This window comes from Acidovorax sp. GW821-FHT10A04 (assembly GCF_059415825.1).
The window spans coordinates 1-16381 of sequence record NZ_JBWKNZ010000027.1; the positions used below are offsets into that span (position 1 = coordinate 1).

The 16381-nt window shown below is 68.0% G+C and carries 15 protein-coding genes; 10 read left to right on the forward strand and 5 right to left on the reverse strand.

Annotated elements, in window-relative coordinates:
• Nucleotides 1-113: 113 nt before the first annotated feature.
• Genes AC07PF_RS32600 through AC07PF_RS32610 form a run of 3 tightly spaced genes read right to left on the reverse strand, consistent with a single transcriptional unit; the run spans nucleotide 114 to nucleotide 1915 of the window.
• A complete protein-coding gene (locus AC07PF_RS32600; protein ID WP_494614677.1) occupies nucleotides 114-497 on the reverse strand; it encodes a hypothetical protein in 384 nt (127 codons plus the stop codon).
• A gap of 19 nt (nucleotides 498-516) precedes the next feature.
• Nucleotides 517-1488, reverse strand: a complete 972-nt coding sequence (locus AC07PF_RS32605) for an IclR family transcriptional regulator (protein ID WP_494614678.1) — start codon at nucleotides 1486-1488, stop codon at nucleotides 517-519.
• 25 nt (nucleotides 1489-1513) lie between these two features.
• The gene (locus AC07PF_RS32610) at nucleotides 1514-1915 is read right to left on the reverse strand and encodes a PaaI family thioesterase (protein WP_494614679.1); all 402 of its coding nucleotides are present in this window, start codon (nucleotides 1913-1915) and stop codon (nucleotides 1514-1516) included.
• 240 nt (nucleotides 1916-2155) lie between these two features.
• On the opposite strand from AC07PF_RS32610, the gene AC07PF_RS32615 reads away from it, so the two are divergent.
• From AC07PF_RS32615 to AC07PF_RS32645, 7 genes are all read left to right on the forward strand, one after another.
• Nucleotides 2156-2551 carry a DUF4345 domain-containing protein gene (locus tag AC07PF_RS32615; protein WP_007859237.1) on the forward strand — a complete coding sequence of 132 codons (396 nt, stop codon included), beginning with the start codon at nucleotides 2156-2158 and terminating at the stop codon, nucleotides 2549-2551.
• Nucleotides 2552-2676: 125 nt separating this feature from the next.
• The gene (locus tag AC07PF_RS32620; RefSeq protein WP_494614680.1) at nucleotides 2677-3162 is read left to right on the forward strand and encodes a hypothetical protein; all 486 of its coding nucleotides are present in this window, start codon (nucleotides 2677-2679) and stop codon (nucleotides 3160-3162) included.
• Nucleotides 3163-3205: 43 nt separating this feature from the next.
• Nucleotides 3206-3688 (forward strand): hypothetical protein, encoded by a 483-nt coding sequence (locus AC07PF_RS32625; protein ID WP_494614681.1) that lies wholly within the window; start codon nucleotides 3206-3208, stop codon nucleotides 3686-3688.
• Between the two features lie 205 nt (nucleotides 3689-3893).
• Nucleotides 3894-4946 carry a J domain-containing protein gene (locus AC07PF_RS32630; RefSeq protein WP_494614682.1) on the forward strand — a complete coding sequence of 351 codons (1053 nt, stop codon included), beginning with the start codon at nucleotides 3894-3896 and terminating at the stop codon, nucleotides 4944-4946.
• Between the two features lie 184 nt (nucleotides 4947-5130).
• Nucleotides 5131-7353 carry an ATP-binding protein gene (locus AC07PF_RS32635; RefSeq protein ID WP_494614683.1) on the forward strand — a complete coding sequence of 741 codons (2223 nt, stop codon included), beginning with the start codon at nucleotides 5131-5133 and terminating at the stop codon, nucleotides 7351-7353.
• Nucleotides 7353-7817 carry a response regulator gene (locus AC07PF_RS32640; protein ID WP_007859250.1) on the forward strand — a complete coding sequence of 155 codons (465 nt, stop codon included), beginning with the start codon at nucleotides 7353-7355 and terminating at the stop codon, nucleotides 7815-7817. The genes AC07PF_RS32635 and AC07PF_RS32640 overlap by 1 nt, the downstream gene beginning before the upstream one ends.
• Nucleotides 7801-10014: a response regulator gene (locus AC07PF_RS32645; RefSeq protein WP_494614684.1), complete on the forward strand. Its 2214-nt coding sequence runs from the start codon at nucleotides 7801-7803 to the stop codon at nucleotides 10012-10014. The genes AC07PF_RS32640 and AC07PF_RS32645 overlap by 17 nt, the downstream gene beginning before the upstream one ends.
• A gap of 37 nt (nucleotides 10015-10051) precedes the next feature.
• Here AC07PF_RS32645 and AC07PF_RS32650 read toward each other — a convergent pair whose 3' ends face one another.
• Complete coding sequence (locus AC07PF_RS32650; RefSeq protein ID WP_494614685.1) at nucleotides 10052-10798, reverse strand: TerC family protein; 747 nt, start codon at nucleotides 10796-10798, stop codon at nucleotides 10052-10054.
• A 117-nt stretch (nucleotides 10799-10915) separates the two neighbouring features.
• Between AC07PF_RS32650 and AC07PF_RS32655 the strand changes: the two genes are divergently transcribed.
• The 3 genes from AC07PF_RS32655 to AC07PF_RS32665 all read left to right on the forward strand — a co-directional run bounded on the left by AC07PF_RS32655 (nucleotide 10916) and on the right by AC07PF_RS32665 (nucleotide 14631).
• Nucleotides 10916-11452 (forward strand): GNAT family N-acetyltransferase, encoded by a 537-nt coding sequence (locus tag AC07PF_RS32655; protein WP_494614686.1) that lies wholly within the window; start codon nucleotides 10916-10918, stop codon nucleotides 11450-11452.
• A gap of 465 nt (nucleotides 11453-11917) precedes the next feature.
• A complete protein-coding gene (gene fusA, locus AC07PF_RS32660) occupies nucleotides 11918-13966 on the forward strand; it encodes an elongation factor G (protein WP_494614687.1) in 2049 nt (682 codons plus the stop codon).
• Between the two features lie 317 nt (nucleotides 13967-14283).
• Nucleotides 14284-14631, forward strand: coding sequence for a tetratricopeptide repeat protein (locus AC07PF_RS32665; protein ID WP_494614688.1), 348 nt, complete (start codon nucleotides 14284-14286; stop codon nucleotides 14629-14631).
• Nucleotides 14632-14741: 110 nt separating this feature from the next.
• On the opposite strand, the gene AC07PF_RS32670 is transcribed toward AC07PF_RS32665, so the two are convergent.
• Complete coding sequence (locus AC07PF_RS32670; RefSeq protein WP_494614689.1) at nucleotides 14742-16232, reverse strand: RCC1 domain-containing protein; 1491 nt, start codon at nucleotides 16230-16232, stop codon at nucleotides 14742-14744.
• Nucleotides 16233-16381: the final 149 nt, after the last annotated feature.

Genomic DNA, 16381 nt, shown 5'->3' on the forward strand with positions numbered 1-16381 from the left:
TTCTCTTTGGTGACTTTCTCTTGGCGACGCAAGAGAAAGTTACTGCGCCGCCGGGCGCACATCCCGGCCTCCGCCCTTCAACAAAAAACAGAAGCCACAACGAGACAAACGACTCAGAAGCTACCCGGAAAAATATTCACCGGCACCTCCACCACAGCCCGCACATAGCGCAACTGCGCGCTGAGCAGCTTCGCCTCCCCGGCCAGCCCCCGCTCCTCACTGAACGCCTCGACGTCCAGCAGCACCCGCTCCGCATCCCCCGCAACCCACCGCCCGCGCAAGGTGATGCACTGCCCCAACCGGGGCCGCCCGCTCACCACCACGTCCGACAACCCCGCCAGCTGCACCGGGCCACCGAAGTGCCGCCCCGGCAGCACGGCACCCGCCAGGTCCATCTTCGCCAGCAGCCAGCCCGTGGGCACCTGGCCGCTGGCATCGATGTCTGCGGGCATGGTCATGGTCTTGAGCAGCGTATGCCAGCCTGCATCATCCAACATGGCCATCTCCCTGTTGCACCTAGCCCAGCAGCGCGGACAGCTCGGCCGCCTCGCGCTGCATGCCCTGCGCCATCTGCTGCACCAGCGGTGCGCCCAGCTGGCTCGTGAGCCCCACGGCCACCAGCGTGTTGACCAGCCGGCCGCCCGAGGAGAACACCGGCACGGCCACCACGGTGATGCCTGCCATGAAGTGGTCCCGGTCCAGCGCCCAGCCGCGCGCGCGGGTCAGCTCCACCTCCTTTTTCCAGGCGGTGTAGCTGGGCGCCTTGTCCCACACCACCTGGGCGAACTTCTCCTTGAGTACCGGCCAGCCCTCGCCGCCGTAGGCCGCGATCAGCCGCCCGGTGGCGCTGACCAGCGTGTCGAACTGGCTGCCCACGTCGGTATGCACCCGAAACGGCTGGTTCGACTGCGAGATGGCCAGCACCAGCACCGTCTGCCGGGTGGTGATCTCCACCCCCATGGCGGTCACGCCGAACTGCGCGGCCATGCGGTCCAGCACGGGCTGCACCAGCTGCGTGAAGCCGCCGCCCTCCAGCACGCTGCGCGCCAGGCTGATCATGCCCGTGCCCAGCGCATAGCGCTTGGTATCGGGATCCACCGTGACCAGGTCCTCCGAGACCAGCACGCGCAGGATGTGCAGGCAGGTGCTGGGCACCAGGTCCAGCGCCTGGGCCACGCTCTTCAGGGTCAGCGGCTGCTTTTGCTCGCCCAGCAGCCGCAGGATCGCGATGGAGCGCGTCACCGCCGGAACGGGGCGCACGCGCACGCCGCGCGCGGGCTTGGCCGCTGCGGGCATGGTGGTGCTGGTGGGGGCGGGCTTGGATCGGGTGGCCATGCGGGAGTAGCGCTTTTTCTGCGGGGGCTGCTGCAACCCGGCAAGGGTAACTCCATTTGCGCCGGCCACTTCGGGCGGCGCCTGCCCCGCCATGCCATACAAGGCCATCAGGCCGTGCTGGGCGGGGATAAGGTGGTTGCTGCTTCTGTCCACGGGCGTCTCCTCGTCTGTCCATCCATCAGGGCTTCGCCAAGGGCTTCATCAGGGCCTGGGCAGCCAGCACCAGGCTGCCGCCCACCTGCAGCTCGCCACGCATGAACACCAGCGAGCCCGTGCGCCGCACCACCTGGGCCCGGGCCTCCACGAACTGCCCCGCCCCCACCGGTGCCGCGAAATGCGAATCGAGCTGCAAGGTCACGCAGGGCACCCGGCCGGCGGCCTCCCAGGCCACCGTGCTCATCGCGTGGTCCACCAGCGTGAGCAGGGCACCGCCATGCACCACGCCCGCCGGGTTCAGGTGCTGCGGCCCGATGGCGAAGCCATAGGCCCAGCCCTCCCCTTCGCGCCGCGCCCACAGCGGCCCGGCATGGGCAATGAACCCCTCAAGGGCACGCACCTGCCAGCCAGCGCCTGTCGTCATTGCCTCCAAGACGGAACCTCCTGCGCCGCGGATCGGCGCCTGGATTGAAATTGTACATTCTCAATCAAATTGTACTTATACAATTTTGAAAATAGCTTGCAAACGCTGAATGCGCGCCGGGCCAGGCGCCCCACGCCCTGCCGTGCTGCGCCAAACAACCGTTGCCACAGACGCATCCCCGGCGTTAGCATGCAGCGCCCAGGCCCATGGCGGCCTGCACCCAACCGCAGGGGAGCCACCATGCCGTCCAACCCACAGCCACCGATCACCGTGCGCCAGCGCGCAGTGCAGGTCTGCCTCTTCCTGGTCGCTGCCATCGCCGTCTTTGGCGGCAGCCTGCAGATGTTCCTGGGCCAGCCGGACACCACCCCGCGGCTGGACAACGTGCACCGCTTCATGGCGGGCGTGTACCTGTCGATGGGCTTCATCGCGGCCTGGGCCGCCGTCACCGTGCGCCAGCAGGGCACGCTGGTCTACCTGATCGCGCTGGGCGTGGCCATGGCCGCCGTGGGCCGCCTGGTCTCGATGAGCCAGGTGGGCCTGCCCGAGCCGGCCATGACCTGGATCGGCTACCTGGTGCCCGAGCTGGTGGTGCCGGTGGTCCTGGCCCTGGCGCACCGCAATCCGAGGCCGTAGGCCTGAGCACCTGCTCCGCGTGCATGCACGCAGGAGCCGCTTGCGCAACTGTCAATCCTGCAAGCCCAGGCCACCCGGACGGCGCCACAATACGGCCCCATCGCAACCGCCCAGGACCCCGTCCCATGCTCAAGCTCTACCGCTTCTCCGATGCCCGAAAGGAATACTGGGAAACCTGGAAGGAAGGCAAGGGCGAGCACCTCGTTCACTGGGGCGAGCTGGGTACGCGCGGCGAGTTCAAGACCGTCAAGACCAAGGGCACCGACAAGGCCAAGGATGTTATCGAGGCCGAGGCCCAGGCCATGCAAGACCAGGGCTTTGCCGAGATCGACCTGGACGACCATGTGACGCTGCTGGTCGAGTACGCCATCGAGGGCATGGGCACCAAGGCCGACATCAAGAAGCGCCACGACCTCGAAGACCGCCTGAACGAGACTTTGGGATGGACGGGATTGGGCCATTGCGATGGCGGCAGCATCGGCAGCGGCACCATGGAGGTATGCTGCTTCGTGGTCGATTTCGAAACTGCCCGCAAGGTGATCGCCGACGACCTGGCGGGCAGCAAGAAGTTTGCGAACTACACCCGCATCTTCGATGAGGATGCACCGTAGGCCTTGCATCCTGCCTCCCCTCCATCCACCGAACCCTCCCCCCATGCGCCGACCCTTGCTGATTCTTCTGGCCTCCCTGGGCCTGGGCCGTGCCGTGGCCGCTGCGCCCGACGAAGACGCCCTTCGCGCCCTCGTGCACAGCTTCATTGCCGACTACGAAGCCTGGAACGACACGGCACAGCGCCAGTCCGACAAAGCCCCCCTGCGGTCCAAGGCCGCGCAGGACGCCATGGAAGCAGCCGAGCGGGCCTACGCCCAGCTCATCGGCAAATACTGCCCTCCGGGCTACCGGCACCAGGGCATCTCCTTCGGCAGCGAGGCCATGCACCGCACCGCCGACGAGAAGATCCTGGGTGTGGACACCAAGGGCCGCAGCAGCGTGGTGCGCACCCGCCTGGCCCAGTTCTCGTCGGGGGTGGACATCTCCAGCCAGTACGAATACCACTTCGAAAAGGCGCAGGGTGGCCGTTGGTACCTGGTGCGGCTGCTGGTCCTGGTCGGCAAGGAAAAGCTCGAGGCGCTCTGATCCACCGCGGCGGCGGCTCACAGTCCCTGTGGCAAAGCGGCCCCGCACCTATGCACGCACGCGCATACGCCACCCGGTGCTTGCGCGTGATGCAAATCACCACCACCCGCATTTGTAAGGCCTGTCCTACAAATTACAGCCAGCAGACGATGTAACATGTGGTTTCATATCACCACCCCGGTACGGTCGGCGAACTCTTCACCCCATGGCCACCCGCGTGACTACGCTGCACACCCATTACGACAACCTGAAGGTGGCGCGCGATGCGTCGCCGGCAGCGATCGACGCTGCCTACCAGGCCATGGTGCGCAGGTTCGGCCCGGACAAGCACCCGGGCGATCCCCAGGCGGCGCGCAAGATGGCCATCGTCGACACCTCGTACGCCGTGCTGTCCAACCCGCACCAACGCGCGCTGCACGACCTGTGGGTGGCCCAGAACGATGACGAGGACACGGCGGCAGCGCTGCGCCGCCCCCCGCCATCGACCATCCCCCCGCTGTGGATGCACAGCGAGGCACCGCAGCACTACCACCAATCACGGCCGCTGCCCTTGCCGCATGCGCCAGAGCGCGCGGTGCGGCGCCATCGCCGCTCCATCCTGCCGCCGGTACACCCCGCAGCCCCCGCCAGTTCGCACCTGCAGCGCAACTGGAGCCTGTACGCCCTGGGTGCCGTGGTAGCCTGCCTGGCCCTGGTCACCGCATCGTCCAAACCCTTCATGGACGATGATGCGGGCAGCGCGGCGGCATCTTCCGGCCCGCTGCGCGGCTTTTCCGTGCCCGTGTTCTTTGCCCCGCCCCGCTACACCCGCCCCGCCACCGCACCCAATGGCCAGCCCTGGCCGGCCAGCGCCGGCTATGTGGACGGCTACCCGCTGCTCAACAGCGAGGGCGATGGCAGCCTCACCGTGGACAACGGAAGCAACGACTCGGACGCCTTCGTCAAGCTGGTATCGCAAGGCGACGGCCAGCCCCAGGTGGTGCGCCACATCTACGTGCCCGCCTACCAGCGCTTCACGGTGGACCGCCTGGCCCCGGGCCGGTACGACCTGCGCTACCGCAACCTGGCCAGCGGCGCCCTGGCCCGCACCCCCCCCGTGACCGTGACCGCCGCCGCGGCACCGCAGGCCCTGCCCGATGGCGGCCAGGCGCCTCAGCCCGCCGCCACCGGCGAGGCGCCCCCCCTCACGGTGGCGCTGTACAAGGAGCCGCAGGGCAAATTGCCCGCGCTGCGGCTGGCAGAAAAAGAGTTCTTCTGAGCGCGTGCGGGCCCGACCGCATACCGCTGCGTTCCAGCCCCTGCCCGTCTCCTAGCCTGCGCGCCTGCAGGCTGCGTAGGAACGCTCCGACACAAACCGCGCCGGTTTGAAGGCATGATGGCCTTTTGATACTCCGGTCGGTCGGGGGGTCGCTCCATCTTCGTTCATGACATCCATCCCCGGCTTGTCCCAAGCCCTTGATCCTGACCTGTCGTCCTGCCACGCGGAGCCCATCCGCGTACCCGGGGCCATCCAGCCGCATGGGCGCCTGCTGGTGCTCGATCCGTCGGACCTGCAGTTGCGCGCCTACAGCGACAACTGGCAACCCACAAAGCTCCAGGCAGCGCTCAGCCGGCTGAAAACAGGTACGCTGGCCACGCTGGCGCCCTGCGCAGCCCCGGCATCGCTGGGCGCATGGGATCTCGGCGGCGAGCCCTGGGACGTATCGGCCCACCGTACCGACCAGCACCTGCTGGTCGAGTTCGAGCCCGCCTCGCCCGCCGATGGCAACGAGGCGCCGATCTACTCCCTGACCCGCATCTTCCTGCCGCGCCTGCAGGACGCCAGCGCGATCGAACAGCTGGCCCAACTGGCCGCCACCGAGATGAAGCGCCTGTCGGGCTTTGGCCGCTGCCTGGTCTACCGCTTCGACGAAGCCGGCCACGGGCAGGTGCTGGCGGAAGACCTGGACCCGGGCTACGACAGCTACGCCGGCCACCACTTCCCGGCGGACGACATTCCGCAGCAAGCGCGCGCGCTGTACCTGCTCAACCACTTTCGCCTGATCGCCGACGCCCACTACACCCCGGTGCCGCTGCGCAGCGAAGACCGTGCGCTGGCGCCCACGGGCATCGACCTGTCGCAGGCCCAGCTGCGCAGCGTCTCGCCGGTGCACCTGGAGTACATGCGCAACATGGGCACGCTGGCGTCCATGTCGGTGTCCATCGTCATCGAGGGCAAGCTGTGGGGCCTGGTCTCCTGCCACAACCACGCGCCACGCTTCATCGGCGTGGCAACCCGGCTGGCCTGCGAGCACCTGGGCCAGCTGCTCGCGCTGCAGATCCAGTCCAAGGAGGCCAACAGCCAGGTCGCCGACCGGCTCGCGCTGCGCCAGCTCACGCTCGACATGGTGGCACACCTGGCCGACAGCGACGAAACCCTCTCGCTGCTGGCCAAGGCGCCCGGCTTGCTGCGCTTTGCCCGTGCCAGCGGCGCGGCCGTGGTGCGCGATGACGAGGTCTGGAGCGTGGGCGAGGTCCCGCCCGTGCCCGATATCCAGGCACTGGCCGCCTGGGTGGCCGGCCAGGGGGTCGAGGTGTTCCACACCCACCAGCTGGCCGCGCACTGCGCGCTGGCGCAGGGCTTGCAGGGCACGGCGGCCGGCTTGCTGGCCGTGTCGATCTCGCAGGTGCACCGCCACCTCATCCTCTGGTTCCGGCCCGAGATCGTGAAGACCGTGACCTGGGCCGGCAACCCACGCAAGAACCTGCTGGCCGCCGATGGCCGCATCCATCCGCGCCTGAGCTTCGAGAGCTGGCAGGAGCGCATCCGTGGCACCTCGCTGGCCTGGTCACCGGCCGAGATCGCCGTGGCCGGCGAGCTGCGCCAGGCCCTCACCGGCATCGTGCTGCGCCGCGCAGAAGAGTTTGCCGAAGTGGCCCACGAACTCGCGCGCGTGAACAAGGAGCTCGAAGCGTTCTCGTACACCGTCTCGCACGACCTGCGCGCCCCCATGCGCCACATCGCCGGCTATGTGGACCTGGTGGTCGACCTCGAAAAGAAGGCGCTGTCCGAGCGCGCCCTGCGCTACCTGGGCAACGTGAAGGATGCCGCCGCCTACGCCGGCCAGTTGGTCGATGCGCTGCTCGACTTCTCGCGCATGGGCCGGGCGGCCCTCAAGCGGCGCCCGGTCGACATGCGGGTGCTGGTGCAAGACCTCGTGCGCGAGCTCTCGCGCCAGGAGCCCCAGCGGCGCGTGGAATGGGCGCTGGACGACAGCTACCCCGAGGTCTTTGCCGACCCCCTGCTGCTGCAGGTGGCCACGCGCAACTTCCTGACCAACGCCCTCAAGTACGCGCGCGGCCGCGACCCCACCCGCATCGCCGTGCGCGCCATCCGCCGGCCCGAAGGCGACGGCATCGAAGTCGAGGACAACGGCGTGGGCTTCAAGATGGAATACGTGGGCAAGCTGTTCGGCGTGTTCCAGCGCCTGCACCAGGCCGAAGATTTCGAGGGCACGGGCATCGGCCTGGCCATCGTCAAGCGCATCGTCGAGCGCCATGGCGGCAGCGTCTGGGCGTCAGGCACGCCGGACCAGGGTGCGCGCTTCGGCTTCACCCTGCCGCGCGTAGAGCCCAGCGCCACCGCGGACCCCCTCCCTGCAACCACCCCTCCCCGGAGCCCCTGATGCTCAAGCCGATTTTGCTCGTCGAAGACGACAAGCGCGACCTGGAACTGACCCTGATCGCGCTGGAGCGCAGCCAACTGGCCAACGAGGTCGTGGTGGTGCGCGACGGCGCACAGGCGCTCGACTACCTGCGGCGCGACGGGGAGTTTGCGGGCCGGGATGCAGGCAACCCGGCCGTGATCCTGCTGGACCTCAAGCTGCCCAAGGTCAACGGCCTGGAGGTGCTGCAGGCCGTGCGCGCCGACCCGCTGCTGCGCAGCCTGCCCGTGGTGATGCTCACCTCTTCCCAGGAAGAGAACGACGTGGTCAAGAGCTACGAACTGGGCGTGAACGCCTATGTCGTCAAGCCGGTCGCCTTCGACCGCTTCGTGTCCGCCATCGGCGACCTGGGCGTGTTCTGGGCCGTGCTCAACGAGCCGCCACCAGGCTCCTACAAGGCCCACCGCCATGACGAGCAACCTTGAGCACGCACTGGCAATGGCCCCCACGGCAGCGGCACCGGCACCCGTGCCGCTGCGGGTGCTGATACTCGAAGACTCGCGCTTCGACGCCGAGCTGCTGGTCGAGGCACTGCAGGACGCGCGCCCAGGCGCCCACACCACCCTCGTGCGCGACGAGCCCAGCTACCTGAAGGCGCTCACGGAGCAGCGCTTCGACGTGATCCTGTCCGACTTCGAGCTGCCGGCGTTTTCCGGCGGCGCGGCGCTGGAAACGGCGCGCAAGCACGCGCCCGAAGTGCCCTTCATTTTCGTCTCCGGCGTCATCGGCGAGGACAACGCCGTCGAGCTGCTCAAGCGCGGCGCGACCGACTACGTCAGCAAGAACCGGCTCGCCCGCCTGCCCGTGGTGCTGGACCGCGCCCTGTCCGAAGCCGCCAGCCGCCGCACCCTGGGCGCGGCCGAGCACCGCCTGCGCCAGGCCGACGCGGCCATCGTGCAGGCGCAGGCCCGCCGGCTGGCGCTGGTGGAGCTCTCGGACCGCATCCGCGACATGGACGACGTGGTCGAGATCAGCTACACCGCGGCAGAAACCCTGGCCAGCCAGTTCAACGTCGACCGCGCGGGCTACGGCGTGGTCGACAAGGCCGCCGAGACCATCACCATCGAGCGCGACTGGAACGCCCCCGGCGTGCAGAGCCTGGCAGGCGTGCTGCAGTTTCGCGACTACGGCTCCTACATCGACGACCTGTCGCGCGGCATCACCGTGGCCTTTGCCGATGCCCGCGAAGACCCGCGCACCCAGGCCACGGCGCATGCGCTGGAGGCCATATCGGCCCGCGCCGTGCTCAACATGCCGCTGAGCGAGCAGGGCAACTTCGTCGGCCTGCTGTACCTCAACCACAGCCAGCCCCGCGCCTGGACCGCGGACGAGGTGGACTTCGTGCGCGACGTCGGCGACCGCCTGCGCTCCATCCTGGGCCGCCGGGAGGCCCAGCAGGCATTGCAGGCCCTTGCCGCGTCGCTCGAGCGGCAGGTCGAGGAACGCGCGGCCGAGCTCGAGGCCGCCAAGGAGCAGTTGCGCCAGAGCCAGAAGCTCGAAGCCGTGGGCCAGCTCACGGGCGGCCTGGCGCACGACTTCAACAACCTGCTGGCGTCGATCACCGGCTCGCTCGAACTGCTGCGCCGCCGCGGCGGCGCCCACATCACGACGGACATGGAGCGCTACATCGGCGTGGCCCAGGGCGCGGCCAAGCGTGCCGCCGCGCTCACCCACCGGCTGCTGGCCTTCTCGCGCCGGCAGACGCTGGAGCCCAAGACCCTGGCGCTCAACGAACTCGTGCACGGCATGGAAGAGCTGCTGCGCCGCACCGTGGGCCCTGAGATCGCCATCGAGATCATCGCTGCGCCCGGCCTGTGGAACGTGCACGTGGACGCCAGCCAGATCGAAAGCGCCCTGCTCAACCTGTGCATCAACGCCCGCGACGCCCTGCCCCGGGGCGGGCGCATCGCCATCGAGACCTCCAACCGCACCCTCGACGCACGCGCGGCCCAGGCCGCCGACCTCCAACCCGGTGCCTATGTCTGCATGTGCGTGCGCGACAACGGCGTGGGCATGCCGCCCGAGGTCGCGGCCATGGCCTTCGATCCCTTCTTCACCACCAAGCCCCTGGGCATGGGCACGGGGCTGGGGCTGTCCATGGTGTATGGCTTTGCCAAGCAGTCGGGCGGCCGGGTCCGCATCGAGTCCAGGGTCGGCGCGGGCACCTCGGTGTGCATCGAGCTGCCGCGCAGCGAGCGCACACCCGAGCAGAGCCTGGCCGAGCCTGGCCCTGCCGCCGCGCCGCGCGCTGACCAGGGCGAGACCGTGCTGGTCGTGGACGACGAGGCATCGCTGCGCATGCTGATGGTGGAAGTGATGCAGGACCTGGGCTACGCCACCCTGGAGGCCGGCAACGGCGCCGAGGCCATGCGCTGGCTGCGCTCGGACCGCGCCATCGACCTGCTCATCACCGACGTGGGCCTGCCCGGCGGCATGAACGGCCGCCAGGTGGCCGATGCCGCACGCGGCGAGCGCCCGGCCCTCAAGGTGCTGTTCGTCACCGGCTACGCGCAGACCGCCTTCGACGAGGGGCGCCTGGAGGCCGGCATGCACGTCATGACCAAGCCCTTCGAGATGGATGCGCTCGCCCGGCGCGTCAAGGAAGTCATCGAGGGCACTTGACCCCGCAACCGCGCCACCCGAAGGAAGCCCTTTCCCATCACCGCTGCGACGCCTTGCGCTGCCGGGCCCGGCGCGAGAACATGTTGAGCAGCTCCACCAGCGCCGAGAACGCCATCGCCGCGTAGATATACCCCTTGGGGATGGCAGCGCCAAAGCCCTCGGCGATCAGCGTGGTGCCGATCAGCAGCAGAAAGCCCAGCGCCAGCATCACGATGGTCGGGTTGGCCTGGATGAAGTTGGCCAGCGGCGTGGCCGCGAACAGCATCACGCCCACGGTGACGAGCACCGCCACCACCATGATGGGAATGTGCTCCGTCATGCCCACCGCCGTGATGATGCTGTCGATGGAGAACACCAGGTCCAGCAACAGGATCTGCCCGATGGCGGCGCCAACGCTCAGCCCGGCCCCCTGCGGGGTGAAGACATCCGGCCCCGGATCCGGGTCCACGCTGTGGTGGATCTCCTTGGTCGCCTTCCACACCAGAAAAAGCCCGCCCGCGATGAGGATGATGTCGCGCCACGAAAAGCCCTTGCCGAACACCGTGAACACCGTGGCCGTCAGCCCGACGATGAAGGCGATCGTGCCCAGCAAGGCCAGCCGCATCACCAGCGCCGCACCGATGCCGATGCTGCGCGCCCGGGCGCGGTCCTTCTCGGGCAGCTTGTTGGTGAGGATGGAGATGAAGATCAGGTTGTCGATACCCAGCACCACCTCCATGGCAATCAAGGTGAGCAAGGCCACCCAGGCGGCAGGGTCCGAAACGAGGGTTTGCAGGTAGTTCATGGCGAGCACCGGGTTGGCGGGGTTGATCGACTGACTGGCCAGGCATCTTAAGTAAATGCGGACCAAAACGCATCCTGCCTGCCGCACGCTTTGTGCCCATGCGCCAGAATTGCGCCCGTGACCACACGCCGCCAACCGACCACCGCCACCCGCGTTCAGCTTCTGCCCCTGCATGCCGGACACCAGCAGCCCTTCCTCGCCGCCGTGCGCACCAGCCGGGCGCTGCACCGGCCATGGGTGTCACCACCGGCCACGCCCGAGCAGTTCACGGCCTACGTGGAACGCATGCAGGCGCCCGGCCATTGCGGCCTGCTCGTCGTGCGGCAAGGCGAAGCCGATTCGCTGGAGCTGGCGGGCGTGGTCAACATCACCAACATGGTCATGGGGCCGTTCTGCAGCGCCTACCTCGGCTACTACGCCTTTGCAGGCTTCGAGCGCCAGGGACTGATGCACGAAGGCCTTACACAGGCCGTGCGCCATGCCTTTCGCACACTCAAGCTGCACCGGCTGGAGGCCAACATCCAGCCCGGCAATGCGGCCTCGCTGGCGCTGGTGCGATCCTGCGGGTTCACGCAAGAGGGGTACTCGGCGAAGTACCTCAAGACCGGCGGCCGCTGGCGCGACCATGAGCGCTGGGCCCGTGTGGCAGGGTAGAACGGCACCATCTGCCAATTCAAGCATCAGGCATTTGGCTATCGCAGCGATAGCAAGGCCCGCTTGCCAGCGTTCTGCGCCGCGCGGATAATCCACACCATTATGAAAATCCTCACCAACGTGATCAAGGCATCGTTCGCCACCTAGTTGCACCCCTCGATCGCGTGTCGGAGGGCCGTGCGCCTTCCGGACCTCCAAACCCCGGCAGGCTCCTCCTCCGGGGTTTTTTGCTTTCAGACCACTCACTTCTCAACCCATGCGTACCTACGACAAGTTGATCGCCACGATTCCCGACCGCCGGAGCATGAGCCCCGTGCGCCCGGGCTCCGGCGACAGCACACATCCCAGACGCTAGCGACCAGGCGAATCCTTCATTTCGCCTGGGCTGGCGCAAAGCCAACAACCAGGCGGCAGCTGCTCGCAGAGCCGAGTGCAGCCGCAAGAAAGATGATTGAAAGATTCGCCATGACCAAGAATTCACGCCATACCAGCAACGCCCATCTGCGCAACCTCGGCGTCATCGCCCACGTCGACGCGGGCAAGACCACGACCACCGAACGCATCCTGTTCTACACGGGTGAAAGCCACCGCATTGGCGAAGTGCACGACGGCACGGCGCACATGGACTTCGACCCGCAGGAGCAAAAGCGCGGCATCACCATCAACAGTGCGGCCGTCACCGTGCACTGGAAGGGCACGCAGCTCAACCTGATCGACACGCCCGGCCACATCGACTTCAACATCGAGGTGAACCGCTCGCTGCGCGTGCTCGATGGTGCGGTCGTCGTGTTCGACGGCGTAGCCGGCGTGGAGCCACAGACCGAGACCAACTGGCGCCTGGCCGACAAGTACCACGTGCCGCGCATCGCCTTCATCAACAAGCTCGACCGCGTGGGAGCCGACTTCCACCGCGTGGTGGCCATGATGGAAGAACGCCTGGGCGTGCGCGTGGTGCCGCTGCAGGTCCCCATCGGTGCGGAAGGCGACTTCCGCGGCGTGGTGGACTTGCTGAGCCTGCGCGCCCGCATCTGGGACAAGGACGATGCGAGTGCGCCCTACCGCGAAGCCGACGTGCCCGCCGAGCTGCGTGAGCAAGCGTTGCGTAGCCGCGCCCGCCTGGTCGAGGCCGCCGTGGAGCAGGACGAAGCCGCGCTGCAGGCCTACGTGAACGGCGAAGAGATCGCTGTGGACGTGCTGCGTGCCGCCCTCCGCAAGGGCGTGCTGGCAGGCGCCTTCGTGCCCGCGCTGGCCGGCTCGGCCTTCAAGAACCGCGGTGTGGAGCCCTTGCTCGACGCTGTGGTGGACTACCTGCCCTCGCCGGACGACATCGTGCGCGAAGGCAGCGAGGGACAACCCGCTTCGGCCGCCGACCCGTTCGCGGCCCTGGCGTTCAAGGTCGTCACCGACGACCATGGTGCCAAGGTGTTCGTGCGCGTCTACAGCGGCCGTCTGGGCCGGGGCGACGTGGTGCTCAACACCAGCACGGGCAAGACCGAGCGCGTGTCGCGCCTGTACGAAGTGCATGCGGACAAGCACATCGAGCGCGACGAGCTGGTGGCGGGCGACATCGCCGCTGTCGTGGGCCTCAAGGACACGCTGACGGGGCACACCCTGAGCGACCCGGCCCACCCCGTGGTGCTGGAGCAGATCAGCGTGCCCGAGCCGGTGATTCACGTGGCCATCGAGCCCAAGGCTAGCGCGGACCAGCAAGGCCTGTCCAAGGCCCTGCAGTCCCTGCTGCGCGAGGACCCGAGCCTCAGGCTGCAGCACGACGCCGAATCCGGCCAGACCATTCTGTCCGGCATGGGCGAGCTGCAGCTGGAGGTATCGATCGAGAAGCTGCGCGCACGCCACGGCATCAACGTGTCGGTCGGCCGCCCCCAGGTGGCCTACCGCGAAACCATTTCGCGAAGTGTGGAGGTACACCATGTGCACAAGAAGCAATCGGGCGGCCCCGGCCAGTTCGCCGAGGTAAGGCTGCTGCTCGAGCCCCTGCCCAGGGGTGAAGGCATCCGCTTTGACAACCGCATCGTCGGCGGCGCCGTGCCGCGCGAGTTCATCCCCGCGGTGGAGGCTGGCATCCGCCGCGCCGCCCTGGCAGGCGTGGTCGCCGGCTTCCCCGCCGTGGACTTTGCCGCCACGCTGGTGGACGGCAGCTTCCACGAGCGCGACTCGTCCACGCTGGCCTTCGAGCTGGCGGCCATGGCCGCCTTCCGCGAAGGCTTTGCGAAGGCAGCGCCCCAGGTGCTGGAGCCCGTGATGGCCGTAGAGGTCATCACCCCGGCCGACTACCTGGGCGACGCCATCGGCGATTTGAACCGCCGCCGTGGGCTGGTGCGCGGCCAAGGCCAACGCGGCAACGCCGCCACGGTCGAGGCCGAGGTACCGCTGAAAGAGATGTTCGGCTACATCGGTAGTTTGCGTGCGCTGTCTTCAGGCCGCGCGCAGTACTCGATGCAGCTGGACCACTATGGGGTGGTGCCTGCGGCCCAGGCTGCGGAGCTGGTGGGCTGAGCTGAACGTGCCGGGCTGGATGGCAGCCCGGTGACGCAAAAGAGAAGGGGCGTGGACGGGTGTCTGCGCCTCTTTTTTACTTTGCGATGGGAGCATGCATGGCTGCATTGCGCCGGCAGATCACATGACCCTCACAGACTTCATTCTCAGCCCACACAGGCCCTCAAAACTCGCATGCAGGAGGCATGGCAATTCATGTTGGTAGAGAGTCCCGACTCGTACTCCTGGACCGGTCCGAAGTCTGACAAGCGCTTGACCTCAAGTGCAGTTGATGTTTTAAAAACGGGGCCAACGCAACTCTCCCCGGCCCCTGCACCATGGACATACAACCCCTCGAAGCCCTGCTCCAACGCGGGGTCGACAACGCCTTGCTCCGCTTCGCGCTGGGGTCCCACTACCTGAAGATGAACGAGCCTGGCACCGCGGCCGAACACCTGCAGCGGTGCGTTGAACAGTCCCCCGACTACTCCGCCGCGTGGAAGCTGCTGGGCAAAGCCCACGCCCTGCACGACCAGCCCGATGCCGCGCAGCAGGCATGGACCCAGGGCATGGAAGTGGCCCAGCGCAATGGGGACCACCAGGCGTACAAGGAAATGCAGGTGTTTTTGCGGCGCCTGCAACGGGCGGCGCAGGCCCCCGCCGATTCAACCGGGCTCGCGTCCTGACCCCTCCATTCACCGCACCGAACAAGTCCCCCCCGGTTGCTTTGTATTGCAGCGCCGCTGCTTGACGATACCCCGGGCGCGCGTACGCTGGTTTCACGGTGCTTCTGCGCTCACTGCCTGGCCAACCGTACCCACTGCGCAAGCGGCCCCAGGTCCAGCAAGCGCCCGCCGCTCTCGGGCCCCAGGTACATCAGGTGGGGCGTGCCGTGGCCGTTGACGGCAATCTGGTGCCCGCCGGGGTAGATGCGCTCGTAGTGGCTGTTGATCCAATCGGGCACGTACCAGCTGCCGGGGCCGGGGCGCACAAAGATTTGCGGCATGGCCTTTTCCGCCCACTCCATGACGACGCCCGCGTCCTTGGCGGGGCCCAGGCCGGGCATGGCATACGGGCTGATGGACCCCGTGCCGCTGAAGCACGCGCCCGAGTTGAACTGGGGATGGGGCAGCACGCCTATGCCGGGGTAGAACGCCTCGCCGCCACGGCAAAGCCCATGGTGCACCCCAGCGCCGGCGCCCCAGCAGTTCACGTAGCCGCCGTCCAGCACGGCGCAGGCATGGGTCGCCCCGGCGCTGATGGCAATGGCATTCGTGATGCCGATGACCTGGCCCGAGGCGGGGACCATGATGGGGGTGTTGGTGCCGTTGGTGGTTCTGCTGCCGGTGCCTGTCTGGGCCAGCGTGTTGTCGCCCCAGCAGCGCACCGTGCCGTTGTCCAGCAGCGCGCAGGTGAAGCCGTAGCCCGCCGAGACGGCCCTGGCCGCACCGCCCAGGTCCGGCACGGCCACCGGGGTGTTCACGCCGCCTGCGCTGGCCGGCACGCCCAATTCGCCAAAGGTATTGCGACCCCAGCACGCGACCTGCCCGCCCGCGCGCAGCACACAGGCATGGCCGTCGAAGATGGAGACATCCACCGCATCGCTGATCCCCGGCACCTGCAGCGGCGTGCGCGGATCGTCGCCAGCACCGCCCAACTGCCGGCCAGCGCCCAGGCACGACACCGTGCCCGAGCGGTGCACCGCACAGGTGCTGCCGTTGCCCGCCGCGATGCGGACCACATCGACGAGCCCTCGCACCCTGACGGCATAGGAGACCATGGTGCTCCCGCGCTCCGGCACACCCATCTGCCCCTGCCCCGCATCACCCCAGCAATAGACCGCGCCATCGCGCCCCAGCGCGCAGCCATGCCTGGCACCCAGGGCGATCTGCGTGGCCCGGACCAGGCCGATGTCCTGGCCCGCCCAGTACTGGACCGCCGGAGCGCCCGACTGGAGCCAGGGCGACACATAGCCCTGCTGGTAGAACTCGTTCTGGGCGCCCCAGCAGCTCACAGCCCCGTCGTCCTGCAAAGCGCAGCTGAATCCGTTGCTGGTCTTGATGTCGACTATGCCCGCAGGGGCCCTGGCCGACGCAGGCAACGGCACCATGCCCCAGCATGTTGGCCCCCCCACGTCGGAGACGGAGCACCCGGTCTGGTAGCCAGCACTGACCGTGGTGGCCTGCGCGTCCGGTGCGAAGCCCGTGGACAGCATCCACAGGGCTGCCAGGGCCAGCATTGGCCTGGCTGTGGCAGCAGCGAACGCGCGGGGGTGGTATCGGTGCATGGCGGCTGTCTCCTCCAGGGTGTGGGGCATCTTAGGCAGGGGCGGCCATCATCATGCCCGAGCCGGACGTCCGGTACAAAAAGTCATCGGCCTGTTCAAAACACCTCCCCTAGAATGAATTTTTCAGTCCGTCCCGACCCGAGCACACC

Bases quoted from the DNA above. Each gene is read 5' to 3' on its own strand.
- AC07PF_RS32665 (WP_494614688.1), top strand. From the start codon at position 14,284: ATGGACATACAACCCCTCGAAGCCCTGCTCCAACGCGGGGTCGACAAC.
- AC07PF_RS32600 (WP_494614677.1), bottom strand. From the start codon at position 497: ATGTTGGATGATGCAGGCTGGCATACGCTGCTCAAGACCATGACCATG.
- AC07PF_RS32620 (WP_494614680.1), top strand. From the start codon at position 2,677: ATGCTCAAGCTCTACCGCTTCTCCGATGCCCGAAAGGAATACTGGGAA.
- AC07PF_RS32630 (WP_494614682.1), top strand. From the start codon at position 3,894: ATGGCCACCCGCGTGACTACGCTGCACACCCATTACGACAACCTGAAG.
- AC07PF_RS32650 (WP_494614685.1), bottom strand. From the start codon at position 10,798: ATGAACTACCTGCAAACCCTCGTTTCGGACCCTGCCGCCTGGGTGGCC.
- AC07PF_RS32640 (WP_007859250.1), top strand. From the start codon at position 7,353: ATGCTCAAGCCGATTTTGCTCGTCGAAGACGACAAGCGCGACCTGGAA.
- AC07PF_RS32645 (WP_494614684.1), top strand. From the start codon at position 7,801: ATGACGAGCAACCTTGAGCACGCACTGGCAATGGCCCCCACGGCAGCG.
- fusA (WP_494614687.1), top strand. From the start codon at position 11,918: ATGACCAAGAATTCACGCCATACCAGCAACGCCCATCTGCGCAACCTC.
- AC07PF_RS32615 (WP_007859237.1), top strand. From the start codon at position 2,156: ATGCCGTCCAACCCACAGCCACCGATCACCGTGCGCCAGCGCGCAGTG.
- AC07PF_RS32625 (WP_494614681.1), top strand. From the start codon at position 3,206: ATGCGCCGACCCTTGCTGATTCTTCTGGCCTCCCTGGGCCTGGGCCGT.
- AC07PF_RS32610 (WP_494614679.1), bottom strand. From the start codon at position 1,915: ATGACGACAGGCGCTGGCTGGCAGGTGCGTGCCCTTGAGGGGTTCATT.
- AC07PF_RS32670 (WP_494614689.1), bottom strand. From the start codon at position 16,232: ATGCACCGATACCACCCCCGCGCGTTCGCTGCTGCCACAGCCAGGCCA.